General features: G+C 41.5%; 14 protein-coding genes. 5 read left to right on the top strand and 9 right to left on the bottom strand.

From position 1 onward, the window contains the following. Nucleotide 1: 1 nt before the first annotated feature. Nucleotides 2-1,177, top strand: a complete 1,176-nt coding sequence (locus tag LXO72_RS01515) for an aminoacyltransferase (RefSeq protein ID WP_233331311.1) — start codon at nucleotides 2-4, stop codon at nucleotides 1,175-1,177. Between the two features lie 232 nt (nucleotides 1,178-1,409). Here LXO72_RS01515 and tpiA read toward each other — a convergent pair whose 3' ends face one another. From tpiA to ftsW, 4 genes are all read right to left on the bottom strand, one after another. Further along, nucleotides 1,410-2,168 (bottom strand): triose-phosphate isomerase, encoded by a 759-nt coding sequence (gene tpiA / locus LXO72_RS01510; protein ID WP_233331310.1) that lies wholly within the window; start codon nucleotides 2,166-2,168, stop codon nucleotides 1,410-1,412. Nucleotides 2,169-2,331: 163 nt separating this feature from the next. Then, nucleotides 2,332-3,528 (bottom strand): elongation factor Tu, encoded by a 1,197-nt coding sequence (gene tuf / locus LXO72_RS01505; RefSeq protein WP_006595927.1) that lies wholly within the window; start codon nucleotides 3,526-3,528, stop codon nucleotides 2,332-2,334. Nucleotides 3,529-3,840: 312 nt separating this feature from the next. Further along, nucleotides 3,841-6,666, bottom strand: a complete 2,826-nt coding sequence (gene ppc / locus LXO72_RS01500) for a phosphoenolpyruvate carboxylase (RefSeq protein ID WP_233331309.1) — start codon at nucleotides 6,664-6,666, stop codon at nucleotides 3,841-3,843. A 28-nt stretch (nucleotides 6,667-6,694) separates the two neighbouring features. Beyond that, the gene (gene ftsW, locus LXO72_RS01495) at nucleotides 6,695-7,933 is read right to left on the bottom strand and encodes a cell division peptidoglycan polymerase FtsW (RefSeq protein WP_233331308.1); all 1,239 of its coding nucleotides are present in this window, start codon (nucleotides 7,931-7,933) and stop codon (nucleotides 6,695-6,697) included. Nucleotides 7,934-8,179: 246 nt separating this feature from the next. Between ftsW and LXO72_RS01490 the strand changes: the two genes are divergently transcribed. The 3 genes from LXO72_RS01490 (at nucleotide 8,180) to LXO72_RS01480 (ending at nucleotide 10,241) form a co-directional block, all read left to right on the top strand. Next, the gene (locus tag LXO72_RS01490) at nucleotides 8,180-9,043 is read left to right on the top strand and encodes a GH25 family lysozyme (RefSeq protein ID WP_233331307.1); all 864 of its coding nucleotides are present in this window, start codon (nucleotides 8,180-8,182) and stop codon (nucleotides 9,041-9,043) included. A gap of 86 nt (nucleotides 9,044-9,129) precedes the next feature. Then, complete coding sequence (locus LXO72_RS01485) at nucleotides 9,130-9,603, top strand: aminoacyl-tRNA deacylase (protein WP_125374320.1); 474 nt, start codon at nucleotides 9,130-9,132, stop codon at nucleotides 9,601-9,603. 14 nt (nucleotides 9,604-9,617) lie between these two features. After that, entirely contained in the window at nucleotides 9,618-10,241 is a 624-nt protein-coding gene (locus tag LXO72_RS01480; RefSeq protein WP_233331306.1) for a histidine phosphatase family protein, read from the top strand. A gap of 312 nt (nucleotides 10,242-10,553) precedes the next feature. Here the strand turns inward: LXO72_RS01480 and lysS are convergent, their stop codons facing one another. From lysS to LXO72_RS01460, 4 genes are all read right to left on the bottom strand, one after another. Continuing rightward, nucleotides 10,554-12,044 (bottom strand): lysine--tRNA ligase, encoded by a 1,491-nt coding sequence (lysS, locus tag LXO72_RS01475; RefSeq protein WP_233331305.1) that lies wholly within the window; start codon nucleotides 12,042-12,044, stop codon nucleotides 10,554-10,556. 183 nt (nucleotides 12,045-12,227) lie between these two features. After that, on the bottom strand, nucleotides 12,228-13,580 hold the full coding sequence (locus LXO72_RS01470) for an ABC transporter permease (protein ID WP_154857691.1): 1,353 nt from the start codon (nucleotides 13,578-13,580) through the stop codon (nucleotides 12,228-12,230). Next, nucleotides 13,580-14,275 (bottom strand): ABC transporter ATP-binding protein, encoded by a 696-nt coding sequence (locus LXO72_RS01465; RefSeq protein ID WP_006595919.1) that lies wholly within the window; start codon nucleotides 14,273-14,275, stop codon nucleotides 13,580-13,582. The genes LXO72_RS01470 and LXO72_RS01465 overlap by 1 nt, the downstream gene beginning before the upstream one ends. Beyond that, complete coding sequence (locus LXO72_RS01460; protein WP_154857687.1) at nucleotides 14,259-15,416, bottom strand: efflux RND transporter periplasmic adaptor subunit; 1,158 nt, start codon at nucleotides 15,414-15,416, stop codon at nucleotides 14,259-14,261. Before LXO72_RS01460 ends, LXO72_RS01465 begins: the two co-directional genes overlap by 17 nt. Nucleotides 15,417-15,616: 200 nt before the next feature. On the opposite strand from LXO72_RS01460, the gene gorA reads away from it, so the two are divergent. Beyond that, the gene (gorA, locus tag LXO72_RS01455; RefSeq protein ID WP_061564194.1) at nucleotides 15,617-16,966 is read left to right on the top strand and encodes a glutathione-disulfide reductase; all 1,350 of its coding nucleotides are present in this window, start codon (nucleotides 15,617-15,619) and stop codon (nucleotides 16,964-16,966) included. A gap of 211 nt (nucleotides 16,967-17,177) precedes the next feature. Here the strand turns inward: gorA and LXO72_RS01450 are convergent, their stop codons facing one another. Beyond that, nucleotides 17,178-17,909, bottom strand: coding sequence for a cyclase family protein (locus LXO72_RS01450; protein WP_048717387.1), 732 nt, complete (start codon nucleotides 17,907-17,909; stop codon nucleotides 17,178-17,180). Nucleotides 17,910-17,913: the final 4 nt, after the last annotated feature.

Genomic DNA, 17,913 nt, shown 5'->3' with positions numbered 1-17,913 from the left:
TATGACATTCAAGATTATTAGTAGGGAAGATTTTTACCAACACTCTCTTACTACTTCCAATCACTCTTTTTTACAGAGTATTGAAATGGCTGATTTGCTTCATAAAAGAGGCGCAACTATTCATTATATTGGATGGGAAGAGCAAGGAACATTAGCTATCTCTTCCATTTTATACAGCCTACCTATGACGGGAGGCCTGCATTACGAAATCAATAGTGGGCCAATCGTTACGGATACTCGTTACCTACCAGATTTTTACAAAGCATTACAGGCTTATGTAAAAGAAAATGGTGGTATCGAATTCATTTTAAAACCCTATGACCACTATCAAGTTTTCGATAGCAATGGAAATCCGACTGAAGAAGAGCAAAAACAGCTCCTCCAATCATTACTGGATCTTGGCTATCAATTTGATGGCTTACAAGTGGGCTATCCCGGAGGAGAGCCTGTTTGGCATTATCTGAAGGACCTCACCGATTTTGATCCCAAATCTCTCCTAAAATCCTTCAACAAGAACTGTAGCCGGAATATTACGACTGCCCTCAACTATGATATTTCCATTCGAAATATTAGGAGAGAGGAAATCCCTCAGTTTAAACAAATTATTGAGGAAACTGGAAAACGTCAAGGCTTTGAAGACAAGAGCCTTGACTACTACTACGATCTCTATGATACCTTTGGAGACAAGGCAGAATTTCTCATTGCTGAAATCAATACAGCTGATGCACTCGCTTACTTGGACCAGAAGATTTCCTTGCTTAATCCTTCATCCAAACAATATGAGCAACAGCTACAAAAATTAGAGAAACAAAAGACAATTGTCCGGGAGACCTTGGCTGACGAAACAGTTGAAACAGTGCCCTTGGCCTGTGCCCTGATCATCTATAATCCATCAGAAGTGACCTATTTGTTTGGTGGTTCGTATACCAAATATCAGAAATTCTCTGCTGCCTTCTTGATTCAATACCATGCCATGAAGCGTGCATTAGAAAAAGGAATCACCTTATACAATTTCCTAGGCATTCAAGGGATCTTTGACGGCTCAGATGGTGTTCTTCGTTTCAAACAAAACTTTAATGGCTATATCGTCCGTAAGATGGGAACCTTCCGTTATTACCCAAATCCTCTGAAATTCAAAACCTTGTCCTTGATTAAACGACTCTTAGGACGCTCATAACAAACAAAGAGGCTGGGACAAAAGTCCTAGCCTCTCAATTGTCTTTGGATTGTCGAGCAAGACGCAGTGGTTGAGTGTGCTCTACTACGCTGATTTCATCAGCTTTTACAGCCCTACTCAACTATGCGGAGGTGGGACGACGAAATCGAATTCTAACGAATTACCGATTTCTGTCCCACTCTCTTTTTAGACAATAAAAAGACGAGAAGTCTCTCGCCTTTTTTATTCTGCATTAGTTTACGAAGTTCAACAATGCCAAGAAGCTTTCTGGATCAAGGGATGCACCACCAACAAGAGCTCCATCAACGTCTGGACATGCCATGTATTCAGCAACATTTTCAGGTTTCACTGAACCACCGTATTGAACACGTACTTTGTCAGCTACTTCTTGACCGAAGTCAGCAGCTACAACGTCACGAACAACTTTACACATTTTTTGTGCGTCGTCTTGTGAAGCTGATTTACCAGTACCGATTGCCCAGATTGGCTCATAAGCGATAACAGATGCAGCTACTTGTTCAGGAGTCAAACCAGCCAAAGCAGCAGATACTTGAGCACCTACGAATTCAGCAGCTTTACCAGCTTCGTAAGTTTCAAGGCTTTCACCACAACAGATGATTGGAAGCAAACCATTTGCAAAGATTGCTTTTGCTTTTTTGTTGATATCTTCGTCTGTTTCGTGGAAGTAGTCACGACGTTCTGAGTGACCGATCACAACATAGTCCGTACCGATTTCTTTCAAAACTTGTGGGCTAGTTTCACCAGTGAAGGCACCAGCGTTTTCAAAGTAGCAGTTTTGAGCAGCAACTTTAAGGTTAGTTCCTTTAGCTGCAGCTAATACAGTTGTCAAGTCAAGAGCAGGTGCAGCAATACCAGCTTCAACAAGATCAGATGAAGGAAGTTTTGATGCTACTGCTTCAACGAATGCTTTTGCTTCTTCTGGGTTTTTGTTCATTTTCCAGTTACCAGCAATAAATGGTTTACGTGACATTTCACATACCTCGTTTTTCTAATTTTATACTACCTATTTTACCATAATTTTCGTGATAATGAAAGGTTGCACAAACTCTTTTACTTTTTAAAACAATAAAAACCCCGTCTTCACGGGGTTTTCTGTCTGTCTATATAATTGTTAATCTGGGAACTAGATCGAATTAAGCTTCGATTTCAGTAACCATACCTGAACCAACAGTACGTCCACCTTCACGGATAGAGAATGTAGTACCTTGTTCAACAGCGATTGGGTGGATCAACTCAACGTCGATAGTCACGTTATCACCAGGCATTACCATTTCAGTTCCTGCTGGAAGTTCGATAGATCCAGTTACGTCAGTTGTACGGAAGTAGAACTGTGGACGGTAGTTGTTGAAGAATGGAGTATGACGTCCACCTTCTTCTTTAGTAAGGATGTAAACTTCACCTTTGAATTTAGTGTGTGGGTTGATTGAACCTGGTTTAGCGATAACTTGTCCACGTTCGATTTCATCACGTTGGATACCACGAAGAAGCACACCAACGTTGTCCCCTGCAAGACCTTCGTCAAGTTGTTTACGGAACATTTCAACACCAGTAACAACCGCTTTTTGGATTTCTTCTTTAATACCAACGATTTCGATTTCGTCGTTGACTTTAACGATACCACGGTCGATACGTCCTGATGCTACAGTACCACGTCCAGTGATTGAGAATACGTCTTCGACTGGAAGAAGCAATGGTTTGTCAGTATCGCGTTCTGGTTCTGGGATGTACTCATCAACAGTGTTCATCAAGTCCATGATGATGTCTTCGTATTTAGCATCACCTTCAAGAGCTTTAAGAGCTGAACCTTGGATAACTGGAAGGTCATCACCTGGGAAATCGTATTCTGAAAGAAGGTCACGGATTTCCATTTCAACCAATTCAAGCAATTCTTCATCGTCAACCAAGTCAACTTTGTTCATGAAGACGATCAAGTGTTTAACACCAACCTGACGTGAAAGAAGGATGTGCTCACGAGTTTGTGGCATTGGTCCGTCAGTTGAAGCTACTACAAGGATAGCTCCGTCCATTTGAGCGGCACCAGTGATCATGTTTTTAACGTAGTCCGCGTGTCCTGGAGCGTCGATGTGAGCGTAGTGACGTTTTTCAGTTTCGTACTCAACGTGCGCAGTGTTGATAGTGATACCGCGTTCGCGTTCTTCTGGAGCAGCATCGATAGACGCATAGTCTTTAGGTTGGTTAACTGATGAAGGCAAGCGACGTGCCAAAACAGTTGTGATAGCTGCAGTTAGGGTAGTTTTACCGTGGTCAACGTGTCCGATAGTACCAATGTTAACGTGTGGTTTACTACGATCGTATTTTTCTTTTGCCATTTGAGTAAAAGCCTCCAATAAAATATATTTTATAGATAGACAGTAGGCAATACAGTCTAACTTTCCTTACTATTTTATCAAATTTCGTCTAAATTGCAAGTGTTTTACTAGCTTTTTTTCTTATTTCTTTTTTCTTAAAGGAATTTATCCAAATGAAAGTTTGTGAAATCTCATTTCCACTTCTTTTTTGAAATAAACAGCTAGATATTTCATTTTTTGTGACCTATTTTACGTGTTTTTCACAATCATTTTCACTTTATTCCAGTAAAAAAACCAATCCCTTTAATTGGGATTGGTTTTAAGGGGTCACGATTAACCAGAATTACGCAATCCTGTCGCGACACCATTGATCGTGATATGAATCAACTTGTCCTGATCGGCAGGCAATTCACCGCGTCTTTGGCGTTTAATTAATTCTAATTGAATATAGTTCAGAACATTAAAGTATGGCATACGATAATCTAAACTATCTTTTAGATAAGGGTTCTCAGCCAAGAGTTCATCATGACCTTCAATCTGTAAAATAACATCCTTAGTCAATTGCCACTCGTCCAGGATAATATTGAAGATGTCACGAACCTCTTCTTCTTCACACAGCTTGGCGTATTCAAAAGCAATGTTCATATTGGCTTTTGAAAGCACCATATCTACGTTTGAAAGAAGAGACTTGAAGAATGGCCATTTTTGGTACATATAACGTAAGGTTTCAATGTTTTCAGGATCAGCATCAATAAATTCTTTAAAACTGGACCCTACACCGTACCAGCCAGGGAACATCACGCGGCTCTGTGACCATGAGAAGACCCATGGAATGGCACGCAAACCACCGATTTCTTTGATGGTCTTACGGGCTGCTGGACGGGAACCAATATTGAAACTAGAAATGGCCTTAATCGGACTGGATTCGAAGAAGTAATCATAGAAATGTTCATTGCCAAAAACCAGTTCACGATAAATATCATAGCTACGATTGACAATCTGATCCATAATCTCATTGTACTGATCGGACATGCTCTTTTCACTCTTCATCTTAGCAATCATCCGGTTAATTGTTGCAGAGACCAACATTTCTAAGTTGTAATAAGCTGCATCCTTATTCCCATATTTGTTGCCAATGACCTCACCTTGCTCAGTCAAACGAATTCGGTCATTAATGGATCTTAATGGTTGTGAGGTGATAGCTTCATAGGTTGGGCCACCACCACGACCAACCGTTCCACCACGGCCATGGAAGAAGGTGATCTTGACACCAAATTCGTCGCCAATCGCTGTTAATTGTTGTTGGGCCTTATAAAGAGTCCAACAAGAAGATAGATAACCACCGTCTTTATTACTATCTGAATAACCCAGCATAATTTCTTGGTAGTTATTCTTAGAAGCAATCCATCGTTTAGCTATTGGAAGTGAAAGATACTTTCTCATCGTATCCTCAGACTGATCTAAGTCTTCGATCGTCTCAAAGAGGGGAACAATTTGCACACGTGCGCTTTCCTTATCAATCAGTCCCACTTCTTTCAACATAATGGCCAACTCAAGCATATCAGATACACTGGTCGCGTGAGAAATAATTGTTTGACGAATGACATCTTCTCCTAAGCGGTCTTTTAATTCACGCGCTGTTTGGAAAATAGCTAATTCTTTCTCAAGCAATTCTGATTTTTCTGCATGGGTAGCAGATAAAATCCGAGGATCTTCTAACAACTCTTGTAACAGCAACTCGCACTTTTCGTCTTCTGACAAATCACTGTAGTGATCATTAATCCCTGCTTCTTTTAATAGTTCTGCAACACAGGCTTCATGGACACTCGAATCTTGACGCATATCAATCGAAGCCAAGAAGAATCCAAAGACTTCTACTGCTTCTAATAACTCAGCAAACTCACCTGAGATTAAAGCCTCTGCCTTATTTTCAATCAATGATTCTTGAATCAGGGTCAAATCCTGTTTAAATTCTTCAACTGTTTCGTAATAAGGAGGACGATCTTCTGCCAACTCTTGGATAGCACCACTGATACGGGTACCGATATAATCGGAAACCACTCCTTGTTGATGGGTGTGAGCACCGAGAAGACGTTCAATTGGATGGCGCTCATCTACTGTTGAGCCAACTACTGACCATTCCTTAATATTCAATAAGGTTTGGACCAATTTGGATTGAATATAATGGAAGGCTCGACGGTAGGGTTCCTTCTCTCTAAAGACAGAGGTATCACTCGAACGGGCCGCCATCTCTTCAACCGCTTGACTGGTTTTTGAAAGATTGGTAGAAAGGGAGAAATTCCGATATAGGCTAGATATTTTCTGAATATAGTAGTTTAGAATAACTTCACTTTGAATGGTAGCTGATCGCTTCAAGGTCTCAGCAGTTACAAAAGGATTCCCATCCCGGTCTCCACCAATCCACATTCCCATCGTAATCGGTTTAGGTTGCTGTAACTCGATCCCTTGCTCCTTGGCAAGACGTTTGTATTCCAACATTAAGTTAGGAACAGCCTGAAGGAAGGAACTATTATAGTATTCCATGACATTGGTAATCTCATTTGTTACCTTGAGTTTCTTTTCACGGATCATATCGGTTTGCATCATAATTTCAATATTTCGACGCAAATTATTGTACCATTTGGTCTCGTTCATCAAGCCTGCTTTTACATCCCGGTGTTGGCGCAAAAGGCTGTGAATCTGAGTGGTTAGGTCCAACATGGTTTTCCGTTGCACTTGGGTCGGATGAGCTGTCAATACTGGTACCACGTTGAGGCGTTCCAAAATTTCCTGAGCATTTTCAGTCTCAGCCACCTGGCGGATGGTTGACGATAGTTTCCCTAGATAGTCCTGTCCCACATTATTCTGATGATTGATTTCAAAAGCCAAATCGACATCTTCAGAGATATTAATCAATAAGGGGAGAATGGCAAAGTATCGAGAAATCACGATCATCTCTTCATTTGATAGCTCTCTAACAATTTGATCCAATTTTAAATAGTCTTTTGAGACAGATAGTTTTTTCAATTCAAGAATCTTATCAAAGGTTTCTGGACTCACCAAATTTTTAGCAATGTCTTCTAAAATAGTGGTTAAAATCTCAACTTCTTCTTTGATAATCTCTTTGTTGGTATAGCTCTCTAGTTTTTGTAAAGTCATGATAACTCCTTTCTTTACTCACTCCGGCTTAGTAATAGCTTTGGATCTTCTGAGGCTTCTCGTATGAAGGAGCCTCTTGAATAGCCAGGGCGCGCTTTTCACTCGCATCAATATTTAAGACAAGGGCAATCGCAATAGATAAGACCCACAAACTATTTCCTCCTTGTGATAGGAAGGGGAAGGTCACCCCTGTCGAAGGAATCAACCCAGAAATCCCACCAATATTAATAAAGGTTTGAGTCAGAAGCATCCCTCCTATACCGATGGCCATCATCGAATTAAATGGATCTCTTGCCCGTATCCCCACAAGAATAATACGCAAAATTAAGAAGAACAACAAGGCTAAGATGAGACTAGCTCCCACAAAACCAAGTTCTTCAATGACGATCGAAAAGACAAAGTCTGTATGTGCTTCTGGCAAATACCCTTGCTTTTCAATCGAATTTCCAAGCCCTAAGCCAAACCAGCCCCCATTACTCATGGCGTAATAGGAATTGGCCAATTGGTGTCCAGAATCTGATAAATCATTAAAGGGATTATAAAAAGCACTGAAACGTTTCGCTACATATCCAAAGACAGGGATTTTAGAAAATCTCTCAACCCCAATTAACTTGATGGAATAAAGGAGAACAGTCGATCCCCCCACTAGCATAGCTAATAGGCTTGAGAACCAGCGGTAGGCTATCCCACTTGCACTAATCATGATTAAAGTTGTTAGTGCGAGAATGGTCGCATTTCCTAAGTCTGGCATGATTACTACAATAGCGATCAAGAAGAGCACCATCCAACGCCAATCTGCCAAATCACGAGGAATCCATTGATTATGGGTAAGTGCCTGGTAATCATATTGCTGAATCTCTTCTTGCTTTTTAGAGAAAACCAAGGCCAAATACCAAACTAGGATAATTTTCAAGTACTCAGCTGGCTGAATAGAGAAACCTCCAAAATTCAACCACCCATGCGCCCCATTCACCGTGTCTGTGATAAAACGCGATAGCAAGAGAAGGATCGTCTCCGCAATGATAACAATCCCAATGAAAGCCTTTTTCTTAAGGTTATTCAATTTCACCTTATAGATAAAGAGAATGGTAACCAAACTCAGAACAAAAAAGATTCCCTGGCTTTTGATCATCCCAAAAGGACTAACTCCTTTTTGGATGGCTAATGCACTCGTTGTCGAGTAGACAATAATCAATCCTAATATTGACAAAAGGAGGTACGGAATCAGGATTGAATAGTTTAAAAAATGACGTTTTTCTAATTTCATGTAACACCCATACTTCTAATTTTCAGTCTTCATTATATCACCTTTCAATAGTAAAAAAAAGGAAATACCAAATAAGATTCGGTTTTCACCTGTCATAGAGGATTAATCAGATCAGTCTAGCCCTTTTTTTCCTCCTACTAGCTTAGTCCAAAAAAGTAATCCGCATTTTTACGACAATCGTTTGTTTTTGCGCTTTCAGACCCTTTGTTTTGCCTTTTTCCATCTTTTGCGGTAAAATGATTCTGTATGAGAAAAAGGATTAAACCAATTGTCCTCTTCGTCTTTTTCTTAAGCATCTTTTCCTTTCTGCTCATTTCTAAGACAGTAGCAGATATTCAAAGGAATCAACTTGCTAGAAGCAAGACCACACAAGAGGCAAAGAAAACCAATCAATCAAAAGTCCCATCTTCCTCTTCTTCTGACTCAGTAGAAGAACTAGATCAAGAATTTTTGAATCGACCAATTATCGACATCTCTGGTTGGCAATTACCAAGCGAGATTGATTATGATCTCTTAGCACAGAATGTTTCTGGGGTCATTGTTCGCGTTCATAGTGGCGCTCAAGCTAAAAAAGAAAATGCTGCGACTTATTTAAATGGAATAGACAAATCATATGAAACTCATATTAAAGAGTTTCAAAAACGAAATATTCCAGTTGCGGTTTATGCTTACGTAGCTGCCAAGGACAAAAAAGAAATGGAAAAGGAAGCAGAAGAGTTCTATCAGGCATCCAAAAAATACAAACCAACCTATTATTGGCTGGATGTAGAAGAAAAAACCATGGGTGATATGAACGCCGGAGTGGAAGCCTTCCGTGCCAAGCTAGCATCATTGGGAGCCAAAAATATCGGAATCTATATCGGGACCTACTTCATGGAAGAACATAGTATCTCCACTGATAAATTTACCGCCCTCTGGATTCCAACTTATGGTTATGATGACGGCTATTACAATGCAGCTCCATCTACTGATGATGAATATGATCTTCACCAGTATACCTCTCAAGGGCAATTGAATGGCTTCACCCACTACTTGGACTTGAACCAGATTGCACCCACACAAGATCAAGAGAAAATCTACCGAAAACTATTTACAGTAGAAAAGAATTAAAAGAGGCAGACGCCTCTTTTTCTCTTAAACTGCAACTCAAAGAGTATGATATAATATTAGAAAATTTAGAGAAAGACAATAGTAAGATGGCGAAAAAACAAAAAGTAAAAAAAACATTGGTGGAACAAATTTTGCAAAAAGCAAAGATCCCCCATATGGGATTACAAATCAATGCCCTTGAAGGAATAATTCCAGAAGGGATTAGGACTGAGCAAATTTATAAGACATTGGCCCTGACTGGTGATAAAACTGGTCCTGTTATCGGAATTGTTCCCATCTCTGCCCACCTGTCAGAGAAAAAATTGGCCAAACTATCTGGCAATAAAAAAGTCAACATGATTCCACAGAAAGACTTAGAAAAAACAACAGGCTATGTCCACGGGGCCAATAATCCTGTTGGCATTCGACAAAAACACAACTACCCTATTTTCATTGACCAATCTGCCTTGGAACTAGATCAGATGATTGTCTCTGCAGGTGAAGTTGGTCACAGTATTCAAATCAAGGCACAAGATTTAGCTGATTTTGTCAAGGCTAGCTTCGAAAACTTGGTCGAGTAAAGGATAAAACCACTATGAAACTATATTTTGTCCGTCATGGACGCACTGAGTGGAACGAGGAGGGCCGTATTCAAGGGGCCAATGGCGATTCACCACTTCTTCCTTCTTCCATCCAGCAAATCAAAAAACTAGGGTATGCTCTTTCACCGATAAGATTTGATGCCGTCTTTTCTAGTGATTTAAAACGAGCAGTCGACACCGCCCAACTGATTATGGATCAAAATCAGTTCCCCATCCATGTAGAAGAAATCTCTGATTTGCGGGAATGGAGTCTAGGACAATTGGAAGGATGTAAAATTGATACCATTCGATCCAAATATCCTCAAGAAATGGATGCTTTCCGCCACGATCTATCACAATTCCATCACGATCTATTCGATGCGGAATCCCTTTCTGATACAACCAAGCGGACCTTTGATTTTGTGAAAAGCTTGAAAGGAAAAAAATTCGATACCGTTCTTATCGTTGGCCATGGGGCTAATTTAACCGCTTCTATCCGGACCCTACTTGGCTATAAACCAGAAGAACTTCGCAAAAATGGTGGTCTCACCAATGCCAGTGTGACCATTTTGACTACAGATGATTTTGAGCACTTTGACCTCTTACAATGGAATGATACTTCCTATTTGGAAGACTAAAAAACACTGATAGCAAGATAATTGTTTTAGAATAGAGGCAAAGTCTATTTAGAAACTTTCCTTAGGTGAATGCGGACGTCAGCGAACTTCGAAGAAGTTCCATGACTTAGTTTTGGACCTAAGGTTCCAAAACTCCCGAGTTCCTGAAACAATTTAGTTTCAGGAACTTTTCTCACTGCGGAAAGTTTTTAATCTTCTTAAATAACAAAAAAATAAAAGTTATTTTTTGAAAATCATCTAGTTGTCTTATGTAAAACAGTAGTCTGTATACATTCAAAAACACTGATCTTGCGATCAGTGTTTTCTTTTAGCTTATTTCATAGTTGGGAAGAGCAATACGTCACGGATAGTAGTTGTATCAGTAAGGAGCATGCAGAGACGGTCGATACCGATTCCCAATCCTCCTGTTGGTGGCATACCATATTCAAGAGCTTCTACATAATCGTAGTCAATTCCAGTTGCTTCGTCGTCTCCCAATTCTTTGGCGCGTGCCTGCGCTTCGAAACGCTCCAATTGGTCGATTGGGTCGTTCAATTCTGTAAAGGCATTAGCATATTCCTTGGTCATGATGAAGAGCTCAAAACGATCCGTGAAACGAGGATCTTCGTCATTCTTCTTAGCCAATGGAGATACAGCTACAGGGTGTCCATAGACAAAGGTTGGTTGTGTCAAGGTTTCTTCTACATATTCCTCGAAGAAAGCATTGATGATATGCCCCACTTCAGTGTAGTGTTTTTCAACTGGCACATGTTTTTCTTTGGCAAGGGCTGCTGCTTCTTCAAAGCTCATTTCCTGCCAGAAGTCAACACCAGCAATTTCCTTGATGGCATCCACCATGTGGACACGCTTGAATGGTTCATTGATCTTGATTTCAGTTCCTTGGTAGTTAACAGTACCATCCCCATGAATGGCTTTCGCAGCGTGTTGGATAATCCCTTCCGTCAAGTCCATAATATCTTGGTAGTCAGCATAGGCTTGGTAGACTTCGATGGAGGTGAATTCAGGGTTGTGGGTAGCATCCATTCCTTCGTTACGGAAGATACGTCCGATTTCATAGACGCGCTCCATTCCACCAACGATCAAACGTTTCAAGTGAAGCTCGGTCGCGATACGAAGTACCATGTCAATGTTTTGGGCATTGTGGTGAGTGATAAACGGACGCGCAGATGCTCCACCAGCTTCATTGTGAAGAACAGGTGTTTCTACTTCAAGGAAGCCTTGACCATCCAAGTAACGACGGATTTCTGAAATGATTTTCGAACGGGTTACAAAGCGGTTAAAGCTTTCACGGTTCGAAATCAAATCCAAGTAGCGTTTGCGGTAGATGGTTTCCACATCAGACAAGCCATGGAATTTTTCAGGCAAGGGACGAAGGGCTTTAGACAAATGGGTGATGTGAGTAGCTTTGATGGAAAGTTCACCCATGTCTGTCCGCATCACTTCACCTTCTACCCCAAGGAAATCTCCAAGGTCAGCCTTTTTGAAAATTTCATAATTTTCTTCACCGACCGCATCTTTCCGAACGTAAATTTGGATTTGACCTTCACGGTCTTGAAGGTGGGCAAAGCCAACCTTCCCTTTCCCACGTTTGGTTACAAGACGACCCGCAATAATGGCCGTTTCGTTCAAATCATGAAGTTGTTCTTTATCTAATTCTGAATATTTTTCTTTCAATTGACCAGAATCTGCAGTTCGTTCGAATCGCTTTCCAAATGGGTCGATTCCTTGTTCACGAAGGGCCGCCATCTTTTCGCGACGGACAATCTGCTGGTCATTTAATTCTTCCATATGTTCAGTAGTCATTTGGAACCTCCTAAGTTATTCTCCCCTATTTTATCATATTTGACGGGGAAATACACTATTCTTGAGCAGGAAAAATGAAAAAAGGAATGGAAGGAAAGGGTTCCTTCTCCCTTTTCCATCACATTCCATTCATTCATGATCAAATTCTGCTTCATCCGATTCAAGCATGTAGGTCATTCATCCTTATTCATAGCGAAGAGCTTCAATCGGATCGAGTTTTGATGCCTTGCTTGCTGGTAAGATACCAAAGACAATTCCGACACAAGCTGAAAAGATGATACTTCCGATAGCCACTGACATGGAGACGACTGGTGGTCCTTCTAGAGCACCTGCGGCAGCTGTGGCGATGAGGGCATTGACACCATAAGCCAATCCCAGACCGAGAATTCCTCCCATCATGGTCAAGACCATGGATTCGATGAGGAATTGAATCAAGATTTTTCCACGAGTAGCTCCAAGAGCTTTTCTCAGACCGATTTCACGTGTCCGCTCAGTCACAGATACCAACATGATATTCATGACCCCAATCCCACCAACGAGAAGGGAGATTCCTGCAATCGCTCCGATGACTGTTGTCATAATACTGAGCATTTGATTGGTCTGCTCCAAGATACTATCCATGTTAAAGATTTGGAACTCTCCTTGGCGAACTCCCGATAACTCGGTTAATTTTTTCGCTGCTTCGATCCCAGTTGGTTTAATCTGTTTGACATCTGGGATATGTACCACAATAGTAGAAATTTCTTCTGTTCCAAATTCTGAAGCTACTTGGGTATTGGCCATCAAGGCACTTCCTCCAGAAGAAACCCCGTATAATGCAGATCCAGCATTTGGATCCTTGAAGATCCCTACCACCCGATAGTTGTTGTCTCCGACAGCAACCACTTGGTTGAGGGCACTTTCCGTCCCAAATAAGGTCGAAGCTAAACCTTCATCCAACATGATGACCCGTGAGAAACTCTGATAATCTGAAGGATTTAGTTTTCTTCCTGAAACCAATTCAAATTTTCTTACTGAGAAATAAGTATCATTAACCCCCATGATATTGACCCCTTCAGATTTTTTCTTCTGATAGGAGATAGTGGCATTGGCCGTATTTCCAACATAGTAGCCATCAATACCAGGAATCTTGGTTAATTCCTTAACCCATTCTTCTTGAACGACGGGTGGTGTTTCAAGGATTGGGTTGTCAACGTCCTCGCTAGTTTCCTCTCCATAGCCTGCTGGCGGTGACATTCCTTGGTCTTCTTCACTGGCAACACCGCCTTCGCCACCACCTTCTGCGCCTCCTTCTTCTGAGACAGGTTCTGGGCCAAGATTAAAACCAGTCATGTAGCCACTCTTTCGAGCGGAGTAGGAAATCTGAACATATTGTTGATCCTTGGTAAAGGTCTTAGTCACTCCCGCTTTCATCCCATCTCCGAGAGCCATGATGACAACGACTGAGGCAACCCCGATGATAATCCCTACCATGGTTAAGAACGATCTCATTTTATGTCCCATAATGGAACTAATAGCGAATTTCCAGTTCTGCATCAGGCCCTCCTTTCGTTGCGGCTATCCGAAGAAATCACTCCATCTCGAATGACAATCTGACGTTTGGCATAGGCAGCAATCTCTGTTTCGTGGGTCACCATGATGATAGTTTTCCCTTCTTGATTGAGGGCTGTCAAAAGCTCCATAATCTGATCGCCGGTCTTGGAGTCGAGAGCTCCTGTTGGTTCATCCGCTAAGATAATAGAAGGATGATTGACTAAAGCACGCGCGATGGCCACCCGTTGTTTTTGCCCTCCGGACAGTTCCGAAGGAAGGTGGTGCATCCGCGTATCTAGCTCAACTTTCTTTAAAAATTGTTCAGCTAATTCCTTTCGTTTAGAAGGATTTACTCCTGCATAAATCAAGGGAAGCTCGACATTTTGAAAAGCATTGAGTTTTGATAGAAGAAAGAATTGTTGGAAGACAAAGCCTATTTGCTCATTACGAACCTGGGCTAATTTCTTCTCACTGAGATTTCCAACTTCTTCCCCCTCTAGCCTGTACTCACCGCTGGTCGGACGATCTAGAAGTCCAATGATGTTCATTAGGGTAGATTTACCAGACCCGGAAGGTCCCATAATAGCTAGAAATTCCCCTTCTTCCACATCTAAATGGATATCCTTTAATACCTGTAGGGTTTGATCGCCATTTTGATAACTTTTATTGATGTTTTTCAGCTCAATCAATTTTGTCATATTTTCCGACCTCTTTCCCATCTTCCAAATCGCCAGAAGGGTTGGTGATGACTTGAGCATCCTTGTTCAAACCAGATAAGACTTCTTGATTTTCTGCATCTGCATTTCCTAAGGTAACATTGACTTTTTTAGCCTTGCCAGCTTCAATGGTCCAAACATAGCTTTGATCGCCATCTGATAAGACACTGGTCACAGGAACTAAAGGATGGATGGTTGAACTTTTTACTTCAATATTGACAGAGAAACCTTGTTTCAAATCACCAATCTCACTGGTAATGTCTACCGTAAATGGATATTTAGCTCCCCCTGTTCCTTGTCCAGAACCTGCGGCATTTGCACCAGCCTGACCTGCATCTGTCGGATAGTTGGCAACGTAGCTAATCTTTCCGGTCCATTTTTTTCCAGGATAGACCTTAGAGGTTAAGGTCACTTCCTGACCAACTGAAATGTTGGCTAGATTGTATTCAGACAACTCACCTTTTACTTGAAGGTTACCGTTGCTAACGATATGAACCAGAGTTTGGTTGGTTCCGGTTGTTGATTTGGAAACATCTTTATTGACTTCTACAACCGTTCCATCTGTACTACTTTTTACGGTTGTAGCATCCAACAAGGCCTTGGCTTTTTCCATATTGGCTACTGCATCTGCACGAGCATCGCGCAAATCACCCACTTGTGTATCCAAGGAGCGTTGGGCTTGAGAGGCCGAACTACTATCTGCTTCCTCATCCCCTGTTGTGTCAATGGTCACTCCATTGGTCAAGAGATCGTTCAATTGACGATCTGCCTTATTGACCGCACGTACCGCCGCGTCATAGGCAGATTGTGCTTCTGTACTACTATATTGAACAATAGCTTGTCCAGCGGTTACTTGATCCCCGACATTCACTAGGATAGATTGCAAATCTCCTTTGGTTCCGTCAAAGTAAATATATTGTTCTTGATTGGCTGTGACCTTACCTGTCAATAAAACAGAAGAAGCAATTGAACCTTCTTTCACGGTTTGTACCATAGGTGTCATATTGACCATTTCTTCAGGGCCACTACTTGATTTTCCAAAAGCAAGCCAGCTCCCCATTCCTACAACTGCTATTGCAGCACCTGTCGCTGTAATCATTTGCCATTTTTTAAGTTTCTTCATTTCTTTCCTCCAGTATTCGAAAGCGTTTCAATTTATAAGTTTAGTATATCATATTTCCTCATTTTTCAATTCAGAATCATCCGTTTTGCACGTTTTTTTTGCTATCTTGTTTTCTCCTCCTATTCAACGATGGCAATTTCTTGATTTTTGTAACCCATGTTGTTACAATGAAAGTGTAAATCAACAAAGGAGTACTAACCATGAAAGAATTTGATATTATCTCCATTGGTGGAGGTAGCGGAGGGATTGCTACCATGAACCGAGCTGGAGAACATGGAGCCCGCGCTGCTGTTATTGAAGAAAAACAGCTAGGTGGGACCTGTGTCAACAAAGGATGTGTCCCTAAAAAAATTATGTGGTATGGCGCCCAAATTGCTGAAGCCATTCGTGATTACGGTCCAGATTATGGGTTTACTTCTGAACAGACCAATTTTGATTTTGCGACCTTAAGAAAAAATCGCGAAGCTTATATTGATCGGGCTCGTTCTTCTTATGATGGCAGTTTTAAACGAAATGGTGTGGAGTATATCCAAGGTCGCGCTCGCTTTGTCGACGCCCATACAGTCGAAGTCAACGGGGAAACCATCAAGGCTAAACACATTGTGATCGCTACAGGGGCTCATGCTTACATCCCAGATCTACCTGGAGCAGACCTAGGAGAAACCTCTGACGATGTCTTTGCTTGGGAAGAACTACCAAAATCAGTTGCCATTATTGGCGCTGGCTACATTGCGGTAGAACTAGCCGGTGTGCTACATGCCCTTGGTGTTAAGACAGACCTCTTCGTTCGAGGGGATCGTCCTTTAAGAAAGTTTGATTCTTACATTGTCGATGGCTTAATGGAGGAGATGGATAAACAAGGATTGCCTCTCCATCCTCACAAGGTTCCTGTCCGACTCACAAAGGAAGAAAATGGTCAAATCCGAGTCTATTTCGAAGATCAAACATCTTTTGTCGCTGATCATGTCATCTGGGCGACCGGCCGAAAACCAAACGTCCAAGACCTTAATCTAGAAGCCGCAGGTGTCACCTTAAATGAAAAAGGATTCATTGCAGTGGATGAATACCAGAATACGGTTGTTCCTGACATCTATGCTCTTGGAGATGTCACAGGCGAAAAAGAATTAACTCCTGTCGCTATCAAGGCAGGGCGTACCCTATCCGAACGTCTCTTTAATGGAAAAACCGATGCTAAAATGGACTACGCAACCATTCCGACCGTTATCTTTTCCCATCCCGCTATTGGTACAGTCGGTCTCACTCAAGAAGAAGCCGAAAAACAATATGGAAAAGACGCCATCAAGGTCTATACTTCAAGTTTCGCCTCTATGTATTCAGCTGTGACCCAGCATCGTCAGTTGGCTAAATTTAAACTCATCACTGCAGGACCGGAAGAAACCGTTGTCGGTCTCCATGGACTTGGATATGGGGTGGATGAAATGATCCAAGGATTTGCCGTTGCTATCAAGATGGGAGCCACAAAAGCTGATTTCGATGCAACCGTCGCTATTCATCCAACTGGATCCGAAGAATTCGTTACCATGCGCTAATATCAGAAAAGGTTTGTCTGACAAGCCTTTTTCTTCTGTTTTTATTTTAATGGATCATCATTGGAGCTACCATAGTCTAATCTTTCATTTTAACTTTCTTTCCTTACATTTTTGTAAGATAACTAGGTTTGATAAGATAACCATCAGATTCACTAATAGATTTCAACATCCATATAAAAGAGCCTGAAGATACGCTTCAGGCTCTGTTTTTTTAAGGCAAGATAGCAATGGCACGAACAGGTGAACCAGTTGCCTTGTCCCAGTGAGGGAAGGCAATTGAAATCAAGGCACCTACTGCTGGCACTTGATCCAAGTGGTTCAAGACTTCTACTTGGTAGATATTTTGTTCCAAAAGGTAGTATTCATTGACCAAGCCATGCTCTGCTGCTGGAATACCAGCATCTGTGTCAAAGGTTTCATGACCCACAGCCTTAACATGGCGTTCATGAATCAAGAATTCCAAAGCTTCACGGCTCCATCCTGGACTTTGTTGAACCCCATTTTCATCGAGGTTACGCATAGCATCTTGATCTGGCCAACGTTTTGACCAATCACTACGGAAGGCAACAAAAGCTCCTTCTACAATTTGTCCATGTTCAGCTTCAAAATCTAAGATATCTTGTTTGCTCAAGATAAAGTTTGGATTAGCTGCCACTTCTTTAGACTTGTCGATAACATAGAGTGGCAAGAGGAGATCTTTGAGGTCAATCTCATCCAACCAACGGCCACCTTCTACAAAGTGAATCGGTGCATCAATATGTGTTCCGTATTGACCAACTACTGTAAATTTTTGGACATGGAAACCGTCTTTTAATGTGAAAAGGTCTTCTTGTTGCAGAGCAGGAAGGGCTGGGAAGTGTGGACTTTCTGCATTGATTTGGTGACTCAAGTCCACCCATTTTTTAGCTTGCAATTCTTTATAAATACTTAGTAAATCTGACATATGG

Source organism: Streptococcus sp. XMC (assembly GCF_021341835.1).
Taxonomy (GTDB): domain Bacteria; phylum Bacillota; class Bacilli; order Lactobacillales; family Streptococcaceae; genus Streptococcus.
Note: the sequence above shows the minus strand (reverse complement) of the source record. Positions and strands in the feature narration are given on the sequence as shown.